This window comes from Kitasatospora sp. NPDC029312 (genome assembly GCF_055569215.1).
This window is the reverse complement of sequence record NZ_JBVHXY010000034.1, coordinates 7,879-27,815: the sequence shown is the minus strand read 5'-3', so window position 1 is coordinate 27,815 and position 19,937 is coordinate 7,879. Positions and strand designations below refer to the sequence as shown.

Here is a 19,937-nt window from a genome sequence, read left to right as displayed (position 1 = left end):
GCCCCGGCCTGTCCGGTAGCCGTGACCGTCCCTGGAGGAGCCGTGCCCCGCCCCGTCCCCTGGTTCTCCCGTCTCGCCGGTCTGACCTCACAGCTCGCCCCGCCGTCCGCCGGACCGGCCGACGAGCGCGCCGTCCCGGGGCTGGCCGGACTCTCCCGCGCGGCCTGGCACCGGATCCGGACCGACGCCTTCGGAGCCGAGCCGCGGGGCGAGCGGCTGGCCCGGATCCGGCGCTCGCCGCAGTTCGTCGACGGCGCCTTCCGCAACCCGGTGCCCACCCGCCGGCTGGTGTACGAGCGGAGCCCGCTGGAGATCACCCTCGCCCAGTTGGCCGGCGACAAGACCCGCCGGGCGCCGTCCGCCGCCATCCCGGTGCACCGGCTGCTGCCGGTCGACCTGGCGACGCCGCCGGAGTCCGGGCTGCGGCTCACCTGGCTGGGGCACGCCACCGTGCTCGTCGAGATCGGCGGACGGCGCGTCCTGATCGACCCGATCTGGGGCGAGCGCTGCTCACCGTTCGGCTGGACGGGTCCCAAGCGGCTGCACCCGGTACCGCTGCCGCTGTCCGAACTCGGCCCGGTGGACGCGGTGGTGGTCTCGCACGACCACTACGACCACCTCGACATGGCCACCGTGCGGGCCCTGATCGGCAGCGGGGCGGTGTTCGCGGTCCCGCTGGGCGTCGGAGCGCACCTGGAGCACTGGGGGGTGCCGACCGGACGGATCGTCGAGCTGGACTGGTGGGAATCGGCCGAGGTCGCCGGGCTGACCCTGACCGCCACGCCCGCCCGGCACTACTGCAGCCGCGGGCCGCGCACCAGCGCGCTGTTCCTGTGGGCGTCCTGGGTGGTGGCGGGCGGCGGGCACCGGATCTTCCACAGCGGGGACACCGGGTACTTCCCGGGGTTCGCGGAGATCGGGCGCCGGCTCGGGCCGTTCGACGCGACGATGATGCAGGTCGGCGCGTACAGCGAGTTCTGGCCCGAGGTCCACATGACGCCCGAGGAGGGTGTGCGGGCGCACCTGGATCTGGGCGGCGAGCTGCTGCTGCCGATCCACTGGTGCACCTTCAACCTGGCGACCCATCCGTGGGAGGAACCGGCCGAGCGCGTCGTCACCGCCGCCCACACCCTCGGTGCCCACCTCGTGGTGCCCCGCCCCGGCAAGCCCTTCGAGCCGGCCCACCCTCCGGCGCTACGGCTCTGGTGGCGGGCGGTGGCGGCGGCCCCGCGCGGCATCGAGCCGCTGGTCGTCGCGGAGCGGCGGGTGGAGGCGCGGACCCGGGCGCCGGAACGGGTGACAGAATTCAGCGAACAGATTTCAAAATCTGTCGGATGAAATCTGTTCGCTGAAATCTGTCAACCGAAGCCTGTTCGCCGTCAGCTGTTCGCCGACGCCCGTTCGCCGACTTCTCCGCTGACTCCCTGCTGGGGAATGAACTGAAACGTGTTCCATCAGTCCAGCTGTTACCGAGGCCACACCACCGCGCGGTTGGGTTCTGCCACTATGGGCCGGTGACCGACCTGACCGAACAGCAGATCCCGGCCGGGCGACGCCCCCACCCGGCCGCCCCGTTCGCCGACCTGCTGGAGATCAAGCAGCTGGACGAGAACACGTCCTGGGGCCACTGCCACGCCGGTGCCCCGATGCGCGCCTTCGGCGGCCACGTCGCCGCCCAGGCCCTCGCCGCCGCCGGACGCACCTGCGAGGGGCGTGCGGTGCACTCGCTGCACGGCTACTTCCTGTTGCCCGGCAACCCGACCCGCCCCATCCGCTACGAGGTCGAGCGGCTGCGCGAAGGCGTCACCTACGCCACCCGACGGGTCCGGGCGGTGCAGGACCGGAACGAGATCTTCAGCCTCACCGCCTCCTTCAAGCACCCCGAGCCGACCGGCGGGCGTCACCGCGAGATGCCGCCGGTGCCCGGCCCGGAGACCCTGCCGGACGCCTTCTCGCACTGGGACGAGGAACTGCGCGCCGCGATCAGGGCCACCGACGGGTTCCGCGACCTCGAACTGCGCTTCGTCCCGGCGGACGCCCCGGGTGTGCCCCCGGCCGTCCCGGGGATGCCGCAGCAGTTCGTCTGGCTGCGCATCGCCACCCCCTTCCCGGTCGCCGACCCGCTGCTGCACACCTGCGCGCTCACCTACCTGTCCGACCTCACCCTGGCCTCCACCGCCGGGCTGCACGAGCAACCGAACTTCTTCCAGCGCACCGAGCCGCCCCGGCTGCTGATGGCCTCGCTGGACCACGCCATGTGGTTCCACCGCCCGTTCCGGGCCGACGAGTGGCTGCTGTTCGCCCAGCGCAGCCCGTCCTGCGCGGACGGCCGGGGCCTGTCACTCGGCGAGTTCTACGACCGGGACGGCCGGCTGGTCGCCTCGGCCGTCCAGGAGGCGCTGATCCGCGGTCTGTCCTAAAATGCCCGCGGCCCCGGGCGCCCCCGGCCGCCGCTTCGGCCGGAGGACGCACGCCCCGGGCACCGCGGTGGCCGCCCGGCGAACGGACGGGGGCCGGACGGCGTCATACTCCTGAGCGGCCCCGGCCCGTATCATGGTGCGGGTGACCAAGGTTGACCTGTCACCACGACCGGTGGAGGCGATGTCTCCGCGTCAGCTCGAACGCCGCGACAGCCTGATCGCGGCCGCGCTCGCCCTGGTGAACGAGATCGGCGTCGAGCGGCTGCAGATGAAGCAGGTTTGCGAGCGCTCCGGAGTCGCCCTGGGGACGGCGTACCGCTACTTCTCCTCCAAGGACCACCTCCTGGCGGCCGCGATCGCCGAGTGGCACCGCCTGCTGCTGGCCGATCTGGTGGCCGAACTGCGCGGACCGCGCGCCGGGCTGGGGGCCACGGACCGGGCGGTCCGTTTCGTCCGCGGCGGGATGCGGGCCTACCAGCGGCAGCCCGAACTGGCCCGGCTGCGGGTGGCCGTCGCCGCCTCCACCGACCCCTTCGCCAGTGAGGCCCTCCAGGGGATGGCCCGGGCCGACAGCACCGCCCTGCAGGCGGTGACGTCCGAGGTGCCGGCGGCGGCCAGCGAACTGGTGCGGCACATCGTCGCGCACGCCTGGCAGGGTGAGCTGACGGCCTGGGTGACCGGCCGCACCACCCTCGGGGACGCCCGGCGGCGCCTGGAGGACGTGGTGCGGCTGGTGCTGACCCCGTACGAGACCCACTACCCGGCCCCGTACGAGGTCCAGTCCACCGGCTGAGCCCGGGGCGTTTCAGCCCACCGTCACCACCGTCACCGGGTGCGCCACCACGGCGCCGAACAGGTAGCCCTCCCGGTTGAACGGCGCCCGCTCCGGCTGGGTGGCGCCGAGCCGGTCCGTCGCGCGGGCGCGCAGCTCGTACCGACCGGGCCGCTCGGGGCGCCAGTCGACGCTCCAGCGCGTCCAGTCGCCGGCTTGCGGCTCCTCGGCGAGGTCGGCGGGCCGCCAGCTCCGGCCGCCGTCGGTGCTCACCTCGACCCGGTCCACCGGGGCGCCGCCGGACCAGGACCGCCCGTGCAGCCGGTGCTCGTGGCCGACCGCCAGTTCCGCGCCCACCGCCAGCTCGAAGGGCGGACTTGACCACCTGGGCGCCGAGCGGGGCGCCGCCGCCCGGCGGGTAGTCCGGGCCGAACATCCGGTAGAAGTCGGTGTTCCAGGGCGACCGGAGCGGGTGGTCGGCCACCTCGATGCTGCCCACCCACTTGATCGAGGCGACGCCCACCCAGCCGGGCACCACCAGCCGGGCCGGCGCACCGTGGTCAGGGGTCAGCGGCTCGTCGTTCATCTCGTAGGCGAGCAGCACGTCGTCCACGGCCTTGGCCACCGGCAGCGGGCGACGCACCGGGCCGTGGTTGACGCCGCCGACGACGTAGTCCGCGTCCAGGCCGACGGCCAGCACGTCCACCGCGTCATCGGTCAGCCCGGCGGCCCGCAGCACCTCGGCCAGCCGGACCCCGCGCCAGCTCGCCGAGCCGACGCCGCCGAGCGCCCACGGCGTACCGGGCACGTACTGGTGCTGCTGGCTCCGGTAGTAGCGGCGCCCGTTACCGGCGCACTCGATCAGCGCGTCGATCCGGGTGGACGGCAGGGCCCGCAGGTCCGCCAGGCCGAACTCGACGGCCTGCCCGGCCGCCGGGGCGCCCCGCAGGCCGCTGCCGAACAGCTTCAGCCGCCAGCCGTCCGGGTCGATCAGCGGGGTGCCGGTGTGGTTGCGGACGAAGAACCGTTCCGTCGGAACGTGACGGCCGATCGCGGGCTTGCCGTCGGCGTCGCGCAGGGCGTCCCAACGCATCTCGGCGTTGGTGCCGTGGGCGACGAACCACTCGGCGGGAAGCGGCTTGACGATTCCGGGCACGGGGCCTGAGCACCTCCTCGGCGACCGTCCGGCCCGGGGCGAACACCGGCGCGGCCGACGCGGGCACGGCGAGCGCCCCGGCGGCGGAGCGCGGCGGCGCCCGCACAGCGCTGTACGGCGCTTCGCGGACGGCGCTCCTCAGCTCAGCGTAAGCGCTCCGGCGCGTCGCGTAACCATGGCCGCCGGTCGGGCGCTCCATCCGCCCCCTCGATGCGCCCCCTGGATTCGCCCGCTCGATTCGCCGCCTCGCTCCTGCGTCTCGACGCCCCGCTTGACCTTCTCACCGGTGTGAACTCCTAGCGTTCCCGTCGTCCGAACGACCCCGCCCACCGAGGAGGCCACCATGCCGTCCACCCCCGTCCCCACCCCCTTCGCGCCGCTCGCGCGGATCGTCCGGGGCTCAGGCCCCGGCCTGCTGCTCGCCCACGGCGCCGGCGGAAGCGCCCGGGACAACTGGGGCCCGCTGCTGCCCGACCTCTCCGCGCACCGCACCGTCGTCGCCCCCGACTACCCGGGCTCCGGGGACAGCCCGTACGAGCCCGGCGAGCCCACCCTCGACGAGCTGGCCGAGCGGCTGCTCGCCACCGCCGACGAGGAAGGCCTGTCCACCTTCGACCTGGCCGGCTACTCGCTGGGCGCCGCCGTCGCCGTGCGGATCGCCACCCGTCACCCCGAGCGGGTCCGGTCGCTGCTGCTGCTCGCGGGCGTGGCCGGCGGCTCGGCCCGGCTGCGCACGCTCGCGGAGCTCATGATCTCGCTCGACGACCGGCCGGGTGACCTCGCCCGGCTGATGCTCGGCGTCGTCTTCGGCCACAGCTGGGTGGACGCGCTGCCCGCCGAGCAGTTCGCGGAACTGGCGAAGGCGATCGAGTCCCCCCAGCCGGCCGGCTTCCGACAGCAGTTCGGGCTCGCCGCCCGGGCCGACGTCCGGGCCGAGCTGGCCGCGATCACCGTCCCGACGACGGTCGTCGGCACTGCCGAGGACATGCTCGTCCAGCCGTCCCAGCACCGCCTGCTGGCCGAGGGCATCCCCGGCGCCCGCTACGTCGAACTGCCGTGCGGGCACCTGCCGGTGGTCGAGGCGCTGCCCCAACTGCGCGATGTGACCCTGCAGTTCGTCACGTCCTGAGACGGATGGGAACACCCCGGCCGGTGGCCGCGTTTTCCCGATCATGCGCATCGGAGAACTCGCCCGCCTGACCGGGGTGTCCACCCGTCTGCTCCGCTACTACGAGGAGCAGGGCCTGCTCCGGCCCGCCCGGACCACCGCCGGGTACCGGGAGTACGGCGAGGAGGACACCGTACGGGTGTGGCAGATCCGCAGCCTCCTCGCGGCCGGCCTGTCCACCCGGGTGATCGCCGAACTCCTGCCCTGCGCCACCGGTCCGCTGCCCGTCCTGGAGGCCTGCCCGAACCTCGTCGCCACCCTGCGCGACGAACTCGCCGACCTGGACGCCCGGATCGCCGACCTCACCCGCAGCCGACGGGCGCTCTCCCACTACCTCGCGGCCGCGCACGAGCCGAGCGCCGAGCACGCGGCCTGACGCGGCCGCCGCGCCCGGCCCCGCCTCCGTCGACCGCGGACGACCCTGCTGACCAGCGGGTACGCCCCACCCGCCCGGTGGGGCGTACGCGGCCAACCGACGCCCAACCCCCGTCCGGACTTCACCCGCGCGTACCGACCGTTAACGCCGTCCTGGAACGCTCCCTGTCATGAACGCCAGTCCTCAGGCGCCCTACCAGGAACCGCGCTTCCCGCTCCCCCAGCGTCACCGCCGCCTCCTCGCCTGCACCGCCGTCCTCGCCTCGATCGCCCTCGGAACCCTCGGTGTCGGCGCCACCGTCGAAACCGTCCAACACGGGCCCCTCGCCACCACCACCGCCAGCAAGTAGGCCGGCCCCACCCCAGCACCGCCGTCCACCCCGGACGCGGTGCTTTCGCGTCCCCGCCGCCGAAAGCCACGGGCCACCGAGGCGACGGGCTCCACGCGGCGCGGGAAGTCGGCCTTGCCGACTTCCCATGCAGGCGGCCGAAGCGGCGCTCAAGCCGGTCCGGGCGGCTGCGGGGCACCCGCTGGCTGACCGACCGCTCCGGCGAGCGCCTATCGCGACGAGCCGTCGAGGTGTTCGAAACCCGTTTCCGGATCACCGAGGAACGTCAGTGCGTCCCGGCCGATCCCCAGCGCGCCGAGCAGGATGTCCAGCGCCGCGTCGGCGTCCTCTTGCGACCGCCCCACCCAGATGAAGGCGCCAGCCGGAACGAGCCGGCCGCCTGCTCCATTCAGCCACAGCCCCACCCTTCGTGTGAACACCTGTGCGAACCGTCCGCGCTCACGGCATCCGAGGGGCTGTGGCGGACCGGCCTCCCCATCGTCAGGCCTCTACGCCCACTGCTCCTCGCGTGCGGCCGCCGGAGTGGGGCGGGAGTGGCGGCCGGTGCTGGGAGTGGGGTGGAGATCGGGGGCCGGGGCGTAGCGGGCGGCCGGGGGGCGAAGGAGCCAGGTGGTGCGCGGGGTGGGGGTGATGAGGCCGAGACGGTGGAGGAGGTCGAGGGCGTCGCGGCGCAGGGCGGTGCGGTCGGCGAGGTAGTGGGTGGGGAGGCCGTACTCGTCGGTGATGTCGCCGAGGACGCCGTCTATCAGCGCGTCCGGGATCGGGACGTCGCCGTCGGCGGCTTCGCCGGGCAGCGGGCGGACCTCCTCGACCAGGCGCTCGACCAGCAGCAGGGTGGCCTGGGCGAGGGTGCCGGTGCCGGGGAGGGCGAGGTCGGTGAGTTCGGCGGCCGGGTCGAGCAGGGCGACGCCCTCGGCGCGCAGTTCGGTTTCGAGGCCGAGGAATTCGGCGAGCGCGGCCGGGCCGCTGAGCCGGTGTTCGTGCAGCCAGGTGCGCTGGTCCTCGGGGAGGTCGGCGGCGAGGACGGCGGGCGTCTCGGCGAGGAGGCGGCGGACGGCGGTGGCGGGTTCGGCTTCGGCGGCGCGACGGATCAGGTCGGCGGCGTCGTCGGCGAGGGCGGGCGGGCCGGCCGGGACGGCGCGGGCGAGTTCGCGGTCGACGGTGAGCACGAAGTCGGTGTCGGCCGGGTCGGCGGGCAGGTCGCCGAGCACCTGCCAGGCGGCGAGCGTGGCGAGGGCCGTCGCGAGGTCGGCCGGTTCGGCGGTGAGGCGGGGTGCGGCGGCGTGCATCGCGTCGAGCAGCCGCCCGTACCGGAGTCGTTCGGGGGCGTCGACCAGCAGGGCGAGGGCGAGCGAGAGTTGGGCGTAGCCGGCGGGGGTGAACGGGGCGCCCGTGGTGGGGTGTTCGAGGCGGCGGGCGGCGCCGGGGCCGAGGCCGGACTTGTAGAGCCGCGCGTGCCAGGGACCGACGACCAGGCGGTAGCCGAGCAGGGTGTCGAAGCGCTCGGTGAGCCAGTCCCGGTGACGGCGGATCAGCGGGAAGCCGTCGGCGTGCGGGCCGGAGGCGGTGACCAGCGGGTGGGCGAGCAGCAGTCGGGCGGCGATGCGGCGTTCGGCGTCGGGGAGCTCCGCACCGGGGAGTTCCGCGCCGGGGAGTTCACCGCCGACGACGTTACCGCCGGAAAGCGCGCCACCGGGAAGCGCGCCGTCGGGGAGCACGTCACCGGGAAGCGCGGCGGAATGATCCTGCTGGTCGGCGGGGGTGCCCGGGAGCAGCCGGACCCGCTCCGGCTTGCGGTGCCTGCCGGGCCTGCCCGGCTTGGCGCCTGACCGGACGACGGGCAGGGCGGCTTCATCGCGCCGGGCGCGGCGCAGCCCGCCGGCCGAGCGGGCCTTGCGGGCGCGCGGGACGGTGGAGCCGTGGGCGGTCGGGCCGTGCCACCAGCTGACCCGGGGGTCGGCGGGCTCGGCCGGTGCGCCGAGGTGGCGGGCGGAGTAGAGGCCGAAGGAGGCGGTGCAGAGGTCGTCCGCGGTGCCGGAGGTGGCGGTGGCGAACCAGTGGGCGAGCCGCAGCAGTCCCGGGTCGGGCGACAGGCCCTCCCCGGCTGCTTCCGGGCCGTCAGCACCACGTATGGCGCCGGGCTCAGGTGCCGCGTCAGCGTCGCTGGGGGCGGCGCCGGGCAGGAGGTCGGCTTCCTGTACGGCGAGGACGGCGTCGGCGGTCCCCCGGCCTGCCGCGCCCGTACGTCCGTCCGGCCCGCCGACGGCCACCCGGGTGGCGCCGGCCCCGTACTCCTGCTGCTCCATGTCGGGGACCAGACTAGACGGTGGCCGGTCAGCCGGTGGCAGCAACCGCCCTCCTGAGGAACTCTCCACACGAGCCCTCGAAGCGGCCGGTCGCGGTCCGCTACCCCGGTCGGCCGTCAGCCTCCGCGGCCAGCCTGGGTTACGCACCGGTACCTCCTCTTTCCCGGCGTTGCCGGGTCCCTTAGGGTCAGTGACCACCGCCCGTTCCCGGAGGCCCCGCATGAGCATCCCCACGACGACCCGCGCCGCCGGCCTCGGCGGGCGCCTGCGTTCGGCGACCGGCCTGCTCGGAGGTTTCGCGGCCGCCTCGGCGGCGCATCTGGGTTCGATCCTGTCGGGGGCGTCGGCGCTGCGGAACGCCACCAAGCCGACCCTGATGCCGCTGCTGGCCGCACACAGCGTGACGGCGGCCGCGACGGCGGGGAGGCGGGCGCCGAAGCTGCTGGCGCCGGCTCTGCTGGCGAGCGCGGGCGGGGACGTCCTGCTGCAGCTGAAGAGCGACCCCGCGTTCCTGGCCGGCATGGGGTCCTTCGCGGCCGCGCACGTCTGCTACGTGACGATGTTCGTCCAGCGCAGGGCGCTCACCGACCGCCGCCGGACCCTGGTGGTCGCGGCCGCGTACGCGACGGCCTGGGCGGCGATGGTCGGCCGCCTCTGGCCGGACCTCGGGGAGCTGCAGCTGCCGGTGGCCGGCTACAGCCTGCTGCTCGCCTCGACGGCCGTCAGCTCGGCCGGGCTGGGCTGGCGGACCGGTCTGGGCGGAGCGCTGTTCCTACTCTCCGACACCTTGATCGCCACCCAGTTGGCGAAGTGGCGCGAGCTGCCGGGGCATCAGTTCTGGATCATGGCGACGTACGTGCTGGCCCAGTACTTGCTGGCCAGCGGCATCCTTGAGCACGAGGAGCGGCAGGCTCGGGTGGCCGTCTGACGCGCCGTCGCGCTGTCAGGCCGTCGCGCTGTCACTCCGTCGCGCTGTCAGGCCTTCGCGCCGCCGGTCCCGTCACCGGTCCGGCGACGCGACGCGGGATCGCGTCGGGCCGAGGGCCGTCAGGCACCGCGCCTCCGGAGCAGCCAGAAGCCGCCGACACCACCGGCGACCAGGGCCAGGCCGCCGGCCAGCTCCGCCGGGTCGCCCGCGACCGAGCCACCGAGACCGGTCTGCACCGCGCCGTGCGGGGCGACCTGCTGGCTGCCGGCGCCGGACTGGCCGAGCGAGCCGGCCCACTCCCCCGCCGCCTTGCCCCAGTCACCGAGTCCTTTGTCGGGGCTGGCGGCGGCCACGGTGGTGACCGTGACGGTGGTCGAGAAGGCGCCGCCGTCCGGGCAGGTGCCGTCGACCTTGCTGTCTCCTTGGTGCTCGGAGGCCAGCCGGGCGGAGCCGGAGTGCTTGCCGTCGGCGCCGAGGGTGAGGGTCGCCGGGCCGCCCTCGAAGGCCGCGGAGTGGGCGGTGATGGTCTTGGCGTCGGGCTTGTCCGACTTCTGGCAGGAGACCGTGACGGTCACGGTCTGGCCCGGTGCGGCCTGGGACGGACTGACCGAGGCCGCGCCGTCCCTGGCGGATGCGAGGGGGGCCGTCAGCCCGGTCAGCACCGTCGCGCCGATCAGGGCGGCGGCGGCCGTACGCGTGGGGCGCATGCCGGAACCTCCGGGATTCTCGGGGCGCAGCCGGGGACTCCAAGTCCACGTGGTGGGGCAACTGCACCCGGTCATTCACCGACGGTAGGTACCTGTTCGGTATCCAGCCACCGCTCAGGACCGTTCGAGCGACGGCCCGTCACCCAGGGTGTCTCCCCCCTCATGTCCGCTCAGCTCCGCTCGGATCCCCTCGCGGCCCCACACGGCGCCTCAGAGGTCGAGGTCCACCACGACCGGGGCGTGGTCCGAGGTGCCCTTGCCCTTGCGAGCCTCGCGGTCGACGTAGCTGTCGGTGACGGCGTCGAGGAACGGCTTGTTGCCGTAGGCGAGGTCGATCCGCATGCCCCGGTTCTTCGGGAAGGCCAGCTGGCGGTAGTCCCAGTAGGTGTAGGGGCGGTCGTACTTGAGCGGGCGGGGCACGACGTCGTGCAGGCCGATCCCGCCGAGCGCGTCCAGCGCGGCGCGCTCGGCGGGGGTGACGTGGGTGAGGCCCTCGAAGGCGGCGACGTCGTAGACGTCCTCATCGGTGGGGGCGATGTTGAAGTCCCCGAGCACGGCGAAGGGGCGGGGGCCGGCCGCGTCCTCGACGGCAGCCTTGCGCAGCGCCTCCAGCCACTCCAGCTTGTACTGGTAGTGGGCGTGGCCGACCTCGCGGCCGTTCGGCACGTAGACCGACCAGACCCGCACCGGGCCGCAGGTGGCGGCGATGGCGCGCGGCTCGACGTCGGCCAACAGGGCGCCGTCGGCCAGGAAACCGGGCTGGTCGGGCAGGCCCCGCACGACGTCCTCCAGGCCGAGCCGGGAGACGACGGCGACGCCGTTCCACCGGCCGGTGCCGTGCGCGGCCGTCTCGTAGCCGAGCTTGCGGACCTCGTCGTGGGGGAAGGCGTCGGCCGCGCACTTGAGCTCCTGGAGGCAGAGCACGTCGGGCTTGGCGCTCTCCAGCCACTCCAGGAGCTTGGGCAGCCGAGCGGTGACGGAGTTGATGTTCCAGGTGGCGATGCGGACGGTCACGGCGGGCGGCCTTCCCGGTGGTTCGGTCGGTACGGACGGGGGTGGGCCCCCGAGGGAGGCCCACCCCGAACATACCGCCCGCCACTGACAGGCCGACCCGGTCATACCGACGCGCTCGGACCGGCCCGCTCGGACCGGCCCGCTCGGGCTGACCGACCCGATCAGCCCGCGGGCCTGACCACTGCGGCCGAGCCGCCGCCGCGCCGCACCGGTTCGGCGGCGGCCACCCAGCGGCCGTCCGGCAGTCGCTCCACGCCGGTGGCGGCTCCGATCTCGCCGCCGTTGGTGAAGCGGTGCCCGAGGCCCTCCAGCGCGGCCCGCTCGGGCAGGTCGAGGAAGCCGGGCTCGGCCTGGGTGGCGGCGGTGTTGCGCTGGCTGGCGCGCGGCGCGGCGATGGCCTGCTCCAGGCTCAGGCCGCGGTCCAGGCGCCCGAGCAGCACCTGGAGGGTGGTGGTGATGATCGTCGCGCCGCCGGGGCTGCCGGTGGCCAGCAGCGGCTCTCCGTCGCGCAGCACGATGGTCGGGGACATCGAGGAGCGCGGCCGCTTGCCCGGCCCGGGCAGGTTGGGGTCGGGCACCCCGGCGGCGAGCGGGGCGAAGTCGAAGTCGGTCAGCTCGTTGTTGAGCAGGAAGCCCCGGCCCGGGACGGTCATGCCGCTGCCGCCGGTCTGCTCGATGGTGAGGGTGTACGAGACGACGTCGCCCCAGCGGTCGGCGACCGTCAGGTGGGTGGTGTTGGGGCCCTCGTACGGCTCGGCGACGGTCTGGCCGGTGTCGGCGCAGTCGGCCGGGTGCCGCGGGTCGCCGGGGGCGAGCGGGCTGGTGAGGGCGCGGTCGGGGCTGATCAGGCAGGCCCGGGAGGCGGCGTAGCGCTCGGAGAGCAGCTGCTTGGTCGGGACGTCGCTGAAGGCGGGGTCGCCGACCCAGCGGTTGCGGTCGGCGAAGGCGATCCGGGAGGCCTCCAGGAAGTGGTGGTAGTACTGCGTGCCGCTGTCGGACGAGAGGTCGCCGTCCTCCAGGATGTGCAGCGCCTCGCCGACGGTGGTGCCGCCGGAGCTGGACGGGGCCATCGAGTAGACGTCGTAGTCGCGGTAGGCGACGTGGGTGGGCGCCTGGCCGCGGACCTGGTAGGCGGCCAGGTCCGCGGTGTCGACCTTCCCGGGGCGGGCGTTGCGGCCCGAGGCCGGGTCGACCGGCGGGTGCTGCACGGTGTTGACGATGTCCTGAGCCAACTCGCCCTGGTAGAAGGCCTTCACGCCCTTGTCGGCGAGCAGGCGGTAGGTGGCGGCGAGGTCGGGGTTGCGCAGGACGGTGCCGACCTCGGGGGGCTTGCCGCCCGGCAGGTAGAGCTTTGCGGTGGCCGGGAAGTCCTTGAACCGGTCGTAGTTGTCGGCCGTCTGGCCGCGGAAGGTGCCGTCGACGACGAAGCCGTTCTCGGCGATCCGCTCGGCGGGCTCGAGGTTCCGGGCGAGCGATCTGGTGCCCCACTGCCGCAGGGCCGCGTCCCAGGTCGCCGGGGTGCCGGGGACGCCGACGGACAGCCCGCTGGTGACGGCGTCGGCGAAGGCGAGCGGCTTGCCGTCCTCGAGGAACAGCCCGCTGTCGGCCGTGCGGCCGGCCACCTCACGGCCGTCGATGGTGTGCACCCGGCCGGTGGCGTGGTCGTAGTAGACGAAGTACCCGCCGCCACCGATCCCGGACGAGTAGGGCTCCGTCACCCCGAGCGCCGCCGCAGCCGCCACTGCGGCGTCCACCGCGTTCCCGCCCTTGCGCAGCACTTCGATCCCGGCCGCGGTCGCATCGGCGTCCACGGTGGCCACCGCCCCGCCCCACCCCACCGCCTCCGGCGCCTTCGTCGGCGGCGCCGCGGCGCCGGCCGGCCCGGTGGTGGCACCCACCAGGACGGTGGCGAGCAGCAGTGATGGCGCGAGACGGGTCAGAGCCCTCATCCGAGTCCTCCTGAGTCGACGTCAACTCATCAGTTCTTCCACAGCAGCGGTAATCCGACAACCACACCGCGCCGCTACCAACCGGTACTTGACGTGACGAGGAACAAAGGAGCGATTCGGAGGTCACGGTCCGGAATCGGTTCCGGACGTATCGCAACGTCTCCTGATGGGATCTCTATACGGTGTGATGGCTCACCACGGACCGACCACAAGAAGGACCCGACTTCTCCGTGTATCCGCCACCACCCCCGCCCCCTCAGCTACCGGCGGTTCCGCCGCACCGGCCCTGGTGGCAGCACCGCGCCGTGCACGCCGCCGGGTTCCTGGTGTTCCCGTTCGCCGTCTTCGCCATCGCGTGGACCTGGCCCCGGCCGCTCTGGCGCAAGCTCACCAGTACGGCGGTGGCGGCGTTCTGCAGCCTGCTGTGGATCGGCGCGGTCCTCGGCCCCAAGCCGGCCGACCACCCGCCCACCCCGGTCCCGGTCGTGGCCACGTCGACCCCGTCCCCGGCCCCGCCTCCGTCCGCGGCGGAGACGTCGGCCGCGCCCCCTGCTCCGGCACCGGATCCGACGCCGACGGGGGCGCCCACGTCGACCGGGTCTCCGACGGCCGCGCCCGCCCCGGAACCGCCCGTGCCGACCCGCGCCCCGCAGACTCACGGCGAGCCATCGGCCCCGGTTGCCCCCAAGCCGACCCCGCACCCCAGCGCGCAGCCGGCCGACCCGGGGACGGGGTCCGGCACCGGCGGCAGCACGGGTGGCGGCGGTTCGCCCTCCACCGGCGGTACCGGCGGCGGAGGCTCCGGCTCAGGCGGCTCGAGCACGGGCGGCGGATCCGGTTCGGACGGCGGGTCCGCCGGAACCGTCCACGCGGGGTCCTTCTGCTCCCCTGCGGGAGCGACCGGGGTCACCACCAAGGGCACCCCGATGGTCTGCGGCCCCGGCAGTGACGGGCGGGACCGCTGGAAGGCGGCCGGCTGACGGCGGAAGGCGCGCGCCGGGAAGAGCCGGGTGCGTGCGGCTGACAAACAACAGATGACAGATTTCAGCGAACAGATAATGAAAGTTGTTCGCTGAAATCTGTCAGTTGAATGTTGTCCGCCCCCCCCCGGCTCCCCGGGAAGCCCCCGGCCCCGGGCCCCCCGGTGGCGCCCGCCCCGCGCCCGCCGCTACAGCGCGCTGCGCTCCACCCGCCGCCGCTTGATGGTGCGGAAGCGGCGGGCGACCTGCCTGGCCAGGTCGGCGGCGCCGACGAGGCCGGCCTCGTTGCCGAGGGCGGCGTGGACGATGGCGGGCTCGGGGCGGAAGCCGCGGCCGGTGAGGGTGCGGCGGAAGGTGTCCCGGGCGGAGCCGAGGAGCAGGTCGCCGGCCTCGGAGACGCCGCCGCCGATGACGAAGCGGCCCGGGTCGAGGGCGGCGGCCAGGTTGGCGATGCCCACGCCGAGCCAGGTGCCGACCTCGTAGAGCAGCTCGGTCGCCGTCGGGTCGCCGTCCCGGGCCGCCTCGGTGACCAGCGGGCCGGTGATGCCCTCGACCGTGCCGCCCGCCCGGGCGAGCAGCGGCTGCACCACCGGGGACTCCTCGGCGACGAGCTCGCGCGCGTCCCGCACCAGCGCGTTGCCGGAGGAGTACTGCTCCCAGCAGCCGCGGTTGCCGCACGGGCAGCGGTGCCCGCCGGGCACCACCTGCATGTGTCCGAACTCGCCCGCCAGGCCGTACTTGCCGCGGTCGACGTAGCCGTCCCGGACGACCGCGCCGCCGATGCCGGTGCCCAGGGTGAGCATCACCATGTGGTCCTCGCCGCGCCCCGCGCCGAAGCGCCACTCCGCCCAGGCGGCCGCGTTGGCGTCGTTCTCGACGACCACCGGGAAGCGCAGCCGCTCGCTGAGTGCCTGCTGGAGCGGCTCGTTGCGCCAGTTGAGGTGCGGGGCGAAGAGCACCCGGGAGCGGTCGGCGTCGACCCAGCCGGCCGCGCCGATGCCCACCGCGTGGACGTCGTGCCGGTCGGCGAGCTGGAGCACCAGCTCGACGATGACGTCCTCGACGACCTTGGCGCTCTTGTTCTTGTCGGGGGTGTCGGTGCGCAGCTTCTCCAGCACCTTGCCCTCGCCGTCGACGACGCCCGCGACGACCTTGGTGCCGCCGATGTCGACGCCGATGGTGGGCAGCCGCAGTATCCCCGCGGGCAGGGCGCGGCGCCGGCGTTCGGCGCGCGGGCCGAGTCCGAGGAGGGTGGGCAGGACGGCCGGCCGGGTGCTGCCTTGGGGGCTGGTCACGGCTGCGGACGCTCCTCACGGGAATCGGAGTCGGTACGGGGGTCGGAGGCGGCACGCCCGGCGTCGCCCGCTGACGGGCGGCCCAGTTCGTGCGAGAGTTCGGCGAGGTCGGAGCCGCCCGCCATCTCGGTGGTGAGCTGCTCGAGGCCGATCTCGGCGCGCGGGTGGCTGCCGGCCATCCGTCCCCGCTTGAGCAGGGTGAAGTGGTCTCCGACGAGGTAGGCGTGGTGCGGGTTGTGGGTGATCAGGACGACCCCGAGCCCGGCGTCGCGGGCCGCGGTGACGTACTTGAGCACCACCCCGGACTGCTTGACGCCGAGCGCCGCGGTCGGTTCGTCCAGGATGAGCACCCGGGCGCCGAAGTGCACGGCGCGGGCGATCGCCACGCACTGGCGCTGGCCGCCGGAGAGGGTGCCGATCGGCCGGTCGACGTCGTGCAGGTCGATGCCCATCTCGGCGAGCGCCCGGCGGGTGGTGGTCCGCATGCCGTCGGCGTCCAGGCGCAGGCCGCCCCAGCGGCGCATGCCCCGTTCGGAGCCGAGGAAGAAGTTGCGCCAGACGGGCATCAGCGGGACGACGGCGAGGTCCTGGTAGACGGTGGCGATGCCGCGGTCCAGGGCCTGGCGCGGGGAGTGGAAGCGGACCTCCTCGCCGCCGATGGTGTACCTGCCCTCGTCGTGCTGGTGCAGCCCCGAGATGATCTTGATCAGGGTGGACTTGCCGGCCCCGTTGTCGCCCAGCACGCAGCTGATCTCGCCGGCCCGCAGGGTCAGCGAGACGTCCTGCAGCGCGCGGACCGTCCCGTACGTCTTGCCGACGCCTTCGAGCGCCAGGAGCTCCCCGTCCACCGGTTCCCTGTTCACCGTTCCCGTGTTCACCGCTCCCGTGGTCACCGCGGCCCCCGTTCCGCCCGGCGCTTGACGTAGGCGTTGAGCAGCGCGGCCAGCAGCAGCATCGCGCCGAGGAAGAACTTGAACCAGTCCGGGTTCCACTGGGCGTAGATGATGCCCTTGCTGGCCATGCCGAAGATCAGCGCGCCGAGCGCGGAGCCGACCACCGAGCCGTAGCCGCCGGTGATCAGGCAGCCGCCGATGACGGCCGCGACGATGTAGATCAGCTCGTTGCCGACTCCCTCGCCGGACTGCACGGTGTCGAAGGAGAACAGCAGGTGCTGCCCGAGCACCCAGGCTCCGAAGCCGACGCCGAGGTAGAGCACGGTCTTGGTCCGGGCCACCGGCACACCGACGGCGCGGGCGGCCGCCGCGTCGCCACCGACGGCGAAGATCCAGTTGCCGAAGCGGGTGCGCAGCAGCACCCAGCTGCCGACGACCAGCAGGCCCAGCCACCACCAGACGGTGGCCTTGACCGTCAGTCCGCCGATGGTGACCTCGGAGGCGAACAGCCGGCGGCAGGACTCGAAGCCCTGCATGTCGGCGATCGACTTGGTGGAGACCGTCCCGGAGACCGCCTTGGTGACGCCCAGGTTGGCGCCGGTCAGCATCAGGAAGGTGCCCAGGGTGACGATGAAGCTGGGCAGCCTGGTGCGGCCGAGCATCCAGCCGTTGAACCAGCCGACCGCGAGCGTGGTCGCCAGCGAGACCAGGACGCCGACCCAGGTGACGGCGGTGAACTGGTACGAGACCATCGAGGAGGTCAGCGCGGCGGTGGTGACCAGCACGCCGGCCGACAGGTCGAACTCGCCGCCGATCATCAGCAGCGAGACCGGCACGGCCATGATCCCGATGGTGGAGGCGGCGTAGAGCACGGTACCCAGCGAGGAGACCCGCAGGAAGGGTCCGGCGACGGCGGCGAAGACCGCGAAGACCGCGACGGCGGCGATCAGCGAGCCGAGCTCGGGGCGGGCGAGCAGCCGCCGCAGGGGGGCCGGGCGGTCCTGGAGCAGGCCGTCCCGGGTGAGGAGGTCGGGGGTGCTCACCTGGTCCCCCTCGCGACGTACTCGGCGAGCGCGTCGGCGTTGTCCTTGGTCAGGATCTGCGGGCCGGTCGCGACGGGCTTGCCGCCGCCGAGCATGTCCAGGTTGGACTTGTACAGCCAGAGCAGGTCGACGCCCTCGTAGCCCTGGAGGTAGGGCTGCTGGTCGACGGCGAAGCCGACACTGCCGGACTTGAGGCCGGCGACCACCTGCTGGCCGAGGTCGAAGGTGTCCAGCTCGATGGTCCGGTGGACGTCCTGGACGGCCTGCAGCCCGGTGGCGGCCATCGGGCCGGAGAGGGTGAGCACGGTGTCGATGCCCGGGTCGGACTGCAGCTTGGCGGAGATCGCGGCGCGGGCGTCGGGCATGTCGACGCCGTTGACGTAGAGCACCTGGAAGGCGGCGCCGGACTTGGACTGCGCGCCGGAGCAGCGCTGCTCCTGACCGACGTTGCCCTGCTCGTGGATCACACAGAGCACGTTCCTGCGGCCGCGGGAGGCCAGCTCCGCGCCGGCCGCCTGCCCGGCCGTGGTCTCGTCCTGGCCGATGTGGGTGAGCGCGCCGAACTTGGCGGAGAACTCCTGGCCGGAGTTGACGGTGATGACGGGGATGCCCGCCGCCTCGGCCTTCCGGAGGACGTCGGCCATGGCGTCGCCCTTGGCGAGGGTGACCAGCAGGCCGTCCACCTTCTGGTCGATGGCCGCCTGGACGAGCTGGACCTGGTTCTGGGTCTGCGCGTCGTTGGAGTACAGGAAGGTGATGTTGTCCTTGGCGGCGGCCTGCTCGGCGCCCTTGCGCACGCTGTCCCAGAAGGCGTCGCCGGCGCCGGCGTGGGTCACCATGGCGACCTTCCAGCGCGGGGTGGTGACGGCGCTGCCGCCTGTGGCCGCGGCCTTGGCGCGGGCCTCCTCGGCGCGTCTGCCTCCGGTACTGCTGCAGCCGGCCGCGGTGACCGCGAGGGCCAGGACGGCGCACACGGGCCAGAAGCGGCGGGAGGGGCGAAAGCGGGTTGTGCTCATCCCCCTAGTCTCTCTGGCCCGGCCGCGCGCTCTCGCACCGCCTCGCCCGGCGGCGCGAACGGCCCGGGTTGTAAGGTGCCTTGGGGGACCTTCCTGGTAGTTCGCTGAACATCTGGTCCGGATCACAGCTGTCCGGGTGGCAGACTAAGCGCCGATCCGAAGCTGGAGCATCACCACAACGTGATGTTCCTCTCAGGTTCCGCACAGATTCGGACGGCAACCGATCACCGGTTCACAGCCGTCTGATGCCATTGACGTGCGTTCGGGCGAGTGGGGCCCGGGCGGCGAGCGACCCGGATACGAGAACTTGATGGAACTGACAGGTACGCCATTCTTCATCCTCACCGTCATCCTTGTGCCGGTGTCCATCGCAGTGGCGTTGCTGTTCTGGGGGAAGGTGCGCGGCCCCCAGCCGGTGCGCGTGCTCTCCCGGCTCGTCATGATCATGTTCTGCCAGGTCACGGCCGTCCTGATGGTCTTCGTCATGGTGAACAACGCCAACCTGATCTACGGCAACTGGGACGACCTGCTCGGCACCGGCGACCACGTCCGCGCGGTGCCCTCGGTACCGCCGGCGGACCAGGCCGCGGGCGGCAGGAACGGCCAGTCCGGGGACGCCGGCAAGCAGCCGCCGAAGGTGCTGCAGAAGTTCGGCGGCGTGAACGACCCGGCGGTGCCCGGCGACGTGCAGAAGACCGAGCTGAAGGGCCAGGTCTCCGGCGTCGACGGCGAGGTGCTGGTCTGGCTGCCGCCGCAGTACAACGACCCGGCGTTCAAGGACAAGAAGTTCCCGGTCGTCGAGCTGATCCCGGGCTACCCCGGCTCCTCCTCCACCTGGTACGGCACCCTCAAGGTGTCCGAGCAGCTCAAGCCGCTGATGCAGCAGGGCAAGGTCGCGCCGTTCATCCTGGTCTCGCCCCGCACCCTGCTGCTGGGCAACCACCAGGACGCCGGCTGCACCGACATCCCCGGCAAGATCAACGCCGACGCCTGGATCACCCGCGACGTCCCGCAGATGGTGATGGACAACTTCCGCGCGGACCCGTCCGCGGACCGCTGGGCGATCGCCGGTTACTCGGCCGGCGCCCACTGCGCCGCCAAGCTGTCGCTCGCGCACCCCAACCGCTACCGGGCCGGCATCTCGATGTCCGGCTACAACGACCCCGCGACCGAGGGGGACTCCCTGGTCGGCAAGGACCCGAAGCTGCGCGAGGCCAACAACCCGGTCACCATCCTCAAGACCGCCCAGCAGCCGCCGAAGGTCGCCCTGCTGGTCAGCGGCGCCAAGGGCGACGGCTACGAGGACGGCCAGGCGATCGCCGCCGCGGCCAAGGACCCGACCAAGGTGCAGGTCGAGGAGAGCACCGGGCCGCACACCACCGACATGTGGAAGAAGATGGTCCCGAGCGCCTTCGAGTGGCTGACCACGATCATCCCGGCGCCGTGACCGCCCGTCACGGCAGTCCGTGACCGGCCGTCACGACCGAGGGGCCCGCCGCGAGCGATCGCGGCGGGGCCCCGGCGTTTCCCCCGGAAATTTCCCGGCACCCCCATAGCACCCCACA

The 19,937-nt window shown here is 73.6% G+C and carries 17 protein-coding genes and 1 pseudogene; 8 read left to right on the top strand and 10 right to left on the bottom strand.

Annotated features, from left to right (window positions below; translation table 11 throughout):
* Positions 1 to 141 precede the first annotated feature (141 nt).
* The 3 genes from ACZ4WV_RS25265 to ACZ4WV_RS25255 all read left to right on the top strand — a co-directional run bounded on the left by ACZ4WV_RS25265 (position 142) and on the right by ACZ4WV_RS25255 (position 3,213).
* On the top strand, positions 142 to 1,338 hold the full coding sequence (locus tag ACZ4WV_RS25265; RefSeq protein ID WP_465750523.1) for an MBL fold metallo-hydrolase: 1,197 nt from the start codon (positions 142 to 144) through the stop codon (positions 1,336 to 1,338).
* A gap of 176 nt (positions 1,339 to 1,514) precedes the next feature.
* A complete protein-coding gene (locus tag ACZ4WV_RS25260; protein WP_465750418.1) occupies positions 1,515 to 2,420 on the top strand; it encodes an acyl-CoA thioesterase in 906 nt (301 codons plus the stop codon).
* Between the two features lie 142 nt (positions 2,421 to 2,562).
* Entirely contained in the window at positions 2,563 to 3,213 is a 651-nt protein-coding gene (locus tag ACZ4WV_RS25255) for a TetR/AcrR family transcriptional regulator (protein WP_350740111.1), read from the top strand.
* A gap of 12 nt (positions 3,214 to 3,225) precedes the next feature.
* On the opposite strand, the pseudogene ACZ4WV_RS25250 reads toward ACZ4WV_RS25255, so the two are convergent.
* A pseudogene (locus ACZ4WV_RS25250) lies at positions 3,226 to 4,415 on the bottom strand (sulfite oxidase).
* 276 nt (positions 4,416 to 4,691) lie between these two features.
* Here ACZ4WV_RS25250 and ACZ4WV_RS25245 point away from each other — a divergent pair.
* The 3 genes from ACZ4WV_RS25245 to ACZ4WV_RS25235 all read left to right on the top strand — a co-directional run bounded on the left by ACZ4WV_RS25245 (position 4,692) and on the right by ACZ4WV_RS25235 (position 6,241).
* The gene (locus tag ACZ4WV_RS25245) at positions 4,692 to 5,477 is read left to right on the top strand and encodes an alpha/beta fold hydrolase (RefSeq protein WP_465750416.1); all 786 of its coding nucleotides are present in this window, start codon (positions 4,692 to 4,694) and stop codon (positions 5,475 to 5,477) included.
* Between the two features lie 43 nt (positions 5,478 to 5,520).
* Entirely contained in the window at positions 5,521 to 5,892 is a 372-nt protein-coding gene (locus tag ACZ4WV_RS25240) for a MerR family transcriptional regulator (protein WP_465750414.1), read from the top strand.
* A gap of 169 nt (positions 5,893 to 6,061) precedes the next feature.
* Positions 6,062 to 6,241 carry a hypothetical protein gene (locus ACZ4WV_RS25235; RefSeq protein WP_465750412.1) on the top strand — a complete coding sequence of 60 codons (180 nt, stop codon included), beginning with the start codon at positions 6,062 to 6,064 and terminating at the stop codon, positions 6,239 to 6,241.
* A gap of 209 nt (positions 6,242 to 6,450) precedes the next feature.
* Here ACZ4WV_RS25235 and ACZ4WV_RS25230 read toward each other — a convergent pair whose 3' ends face one another.
* Together ACZ4WV_RS25230 and ACZ4WV_RS25225 are read right to left on the bottom strand one after the other, a co-directional pair.
* Positions 6,451 to 6,645, bottom strand: coding sequence for a hypothetical protein (locus ACZ4WV_RS25230; RefSeq protein WP_465750410.1), 195 nt, complete (start codon positions 6,643 to 6,645; stop codon positions 6,451 to 6,453).
* 84 nt (positions 6,646 to 6,729) lie between these two features.
* Positions 6,730 to 8,547: a DUF2398 family protein gene (locus ACZ4WV_RS25225; protein ID WP_465750408.1), complete on the bottom strand. Its 1,818-nt coding sequence runs from the start codon at positions 8,545 to 8,547 to the stop codon at positions 6,730 to 6,732.
* Positions 8,548 to 8,767: 220 nt separating this feature from the next.
* On the opposite strand from ACZ4WV_RS25225, the gene ACZ4WV_RS25220 reads away from it, so the two are divergent.
* On the top strand, positions 8,768 to 9,475 hold the full coding sequence (locus ACZ4WV_RS25220) for a lysoplasmalogenase (protein WP_465750406.1): 708 nt from the start codon (positions 8,768 to 8,770) through the stop codon (positions 9,473 to 9,475).
* A 119-nt stretch (positions 9,476 to 9,594) separates the two neighbouring features.
* Here the strand turns inward: ACZ4WV_RS25220 and ACZ4WV_RS25215 are convergent, their stop codons facing one another.
* The 7 genes from ACZ4WV_RS25215 to ACZ4WV_RS25185 all read right to left on the bottom strand — a co-directional run bounded on the left by ACZ4WV_RS25215 (position 9,595) and on the right by ACZ4WV_RS25185 (position 18,372).
* Positions 9,595 to 10,182 carry a hypothetical protein gene (locus tag ACZ4WV_RS25215; RefSeq protein WP_465750404.1) on the bottom strand — a complete coding sequence of 196 codons (588 nt, stop codon included), beginning with the start codon at positions 10,180 to 10,182 and terminating at the stop codon, positions 9,595 to 9,597.
* A gap of 210 nt (positions 10,183 to 10,392) precedes the next feature.
* The gene (locus ACZ4WV_RS25210) at positions 10,393 to 11,196 is read right to left on the bottom strand and encodes an exodeoxyribonuclease III (protein WP_465750402.1); all 804 of its coding nucleotides are present in this window, start codon (positions 11,194 to 11,196) and stop codon (positions 10,393 to 10,395) included.
* Between the two features lie 161 nt (positions 11,197 to 11,357).
* Positions 11,358 to 13,145 carry a gamma-glutamyltransferase gene (gene ggt / locus ACZ4WV_RS25205; RefSeq protein ID WP_465750400.1) on the bottom strand — a complete coding sequence of 596 codons (1,788 nt, stop codon included), beginning with the start codon at positions 13,143 to 13,145 and terminating at the stop codon, positions 11,358 to 11,360.
* Between the two features lie 1,168 nt (positions 13,146 to 14,313).
* On the bottom strand, positions 14,314 to 15,420 hold the full coding sequence (locus ACZ4WV_RS25200; protein WP_465750398.1) for an ROK family glucokinase: 1,107 nt from the start codon (positions 15,418 to 15,420) through the stop codon (positions 14,314 to 14,316).
* Entirely contained in the window at positions 15,417 to 16,283 is an 867-nt protein-coding gene (locus tag ACZ4WV_RS25195) for an ATP-binding cassette domain-containing protein (protein WP_465750396.1), read from the bottom strand. Before ACZ4WV_RS25195 ends, ACZ4WV_RS25200 begins: the two co-directional genes overlap by 4 nt.
* Positions 16,284 to 16,309: 26 nt before the next feature.
* Positions 16,310 to 17,356 carry an ABC transporter permease gene (locus ACZ4WV_RS25190; protein WP_465750394.1) on the bottom strand — a complete coding sequence of 349 codons (1,047 nt, stop codon included), beginning with the start codon at positions 17,354 to 17,356 and terminating at the stop codon, positions 16,310 to 16,312.
* Positions 17,353 to 18,372, bottom strand: a complete 1,020-nt coding sequence (locus tag ACZ4WV_RS25185; RefSeq protein ID WP_465750392.1) for a substrate-binding domain-containing protein — start codon at positions 18,370 to 18,372, stop codon at positions 17,353 to 17,355. Before ACZ4WV_RS25185 ends, ACZ4WV_RS25190 begins: the two co-directional genes overlap by 4 nt.
* 361 nt (positions 18,373 to 18,733) lie before the next feature.
* Between ACZ4WV_RS25185 and ACZ4WV_RS25180 the strand changes: the two genes are divergently transcribed.
* Entirely contained in the window at positions 18,734 to 19,819 is a 1,086-nt protein-coding gene (locus ACZ4WV_RS25180) for an alpha/beta hydrolase (RefSeq protein ID WP_465750390.1), read from the top strand.
* Positions 19,820 to 19,937: the final 118 nt, after the last annotated feature.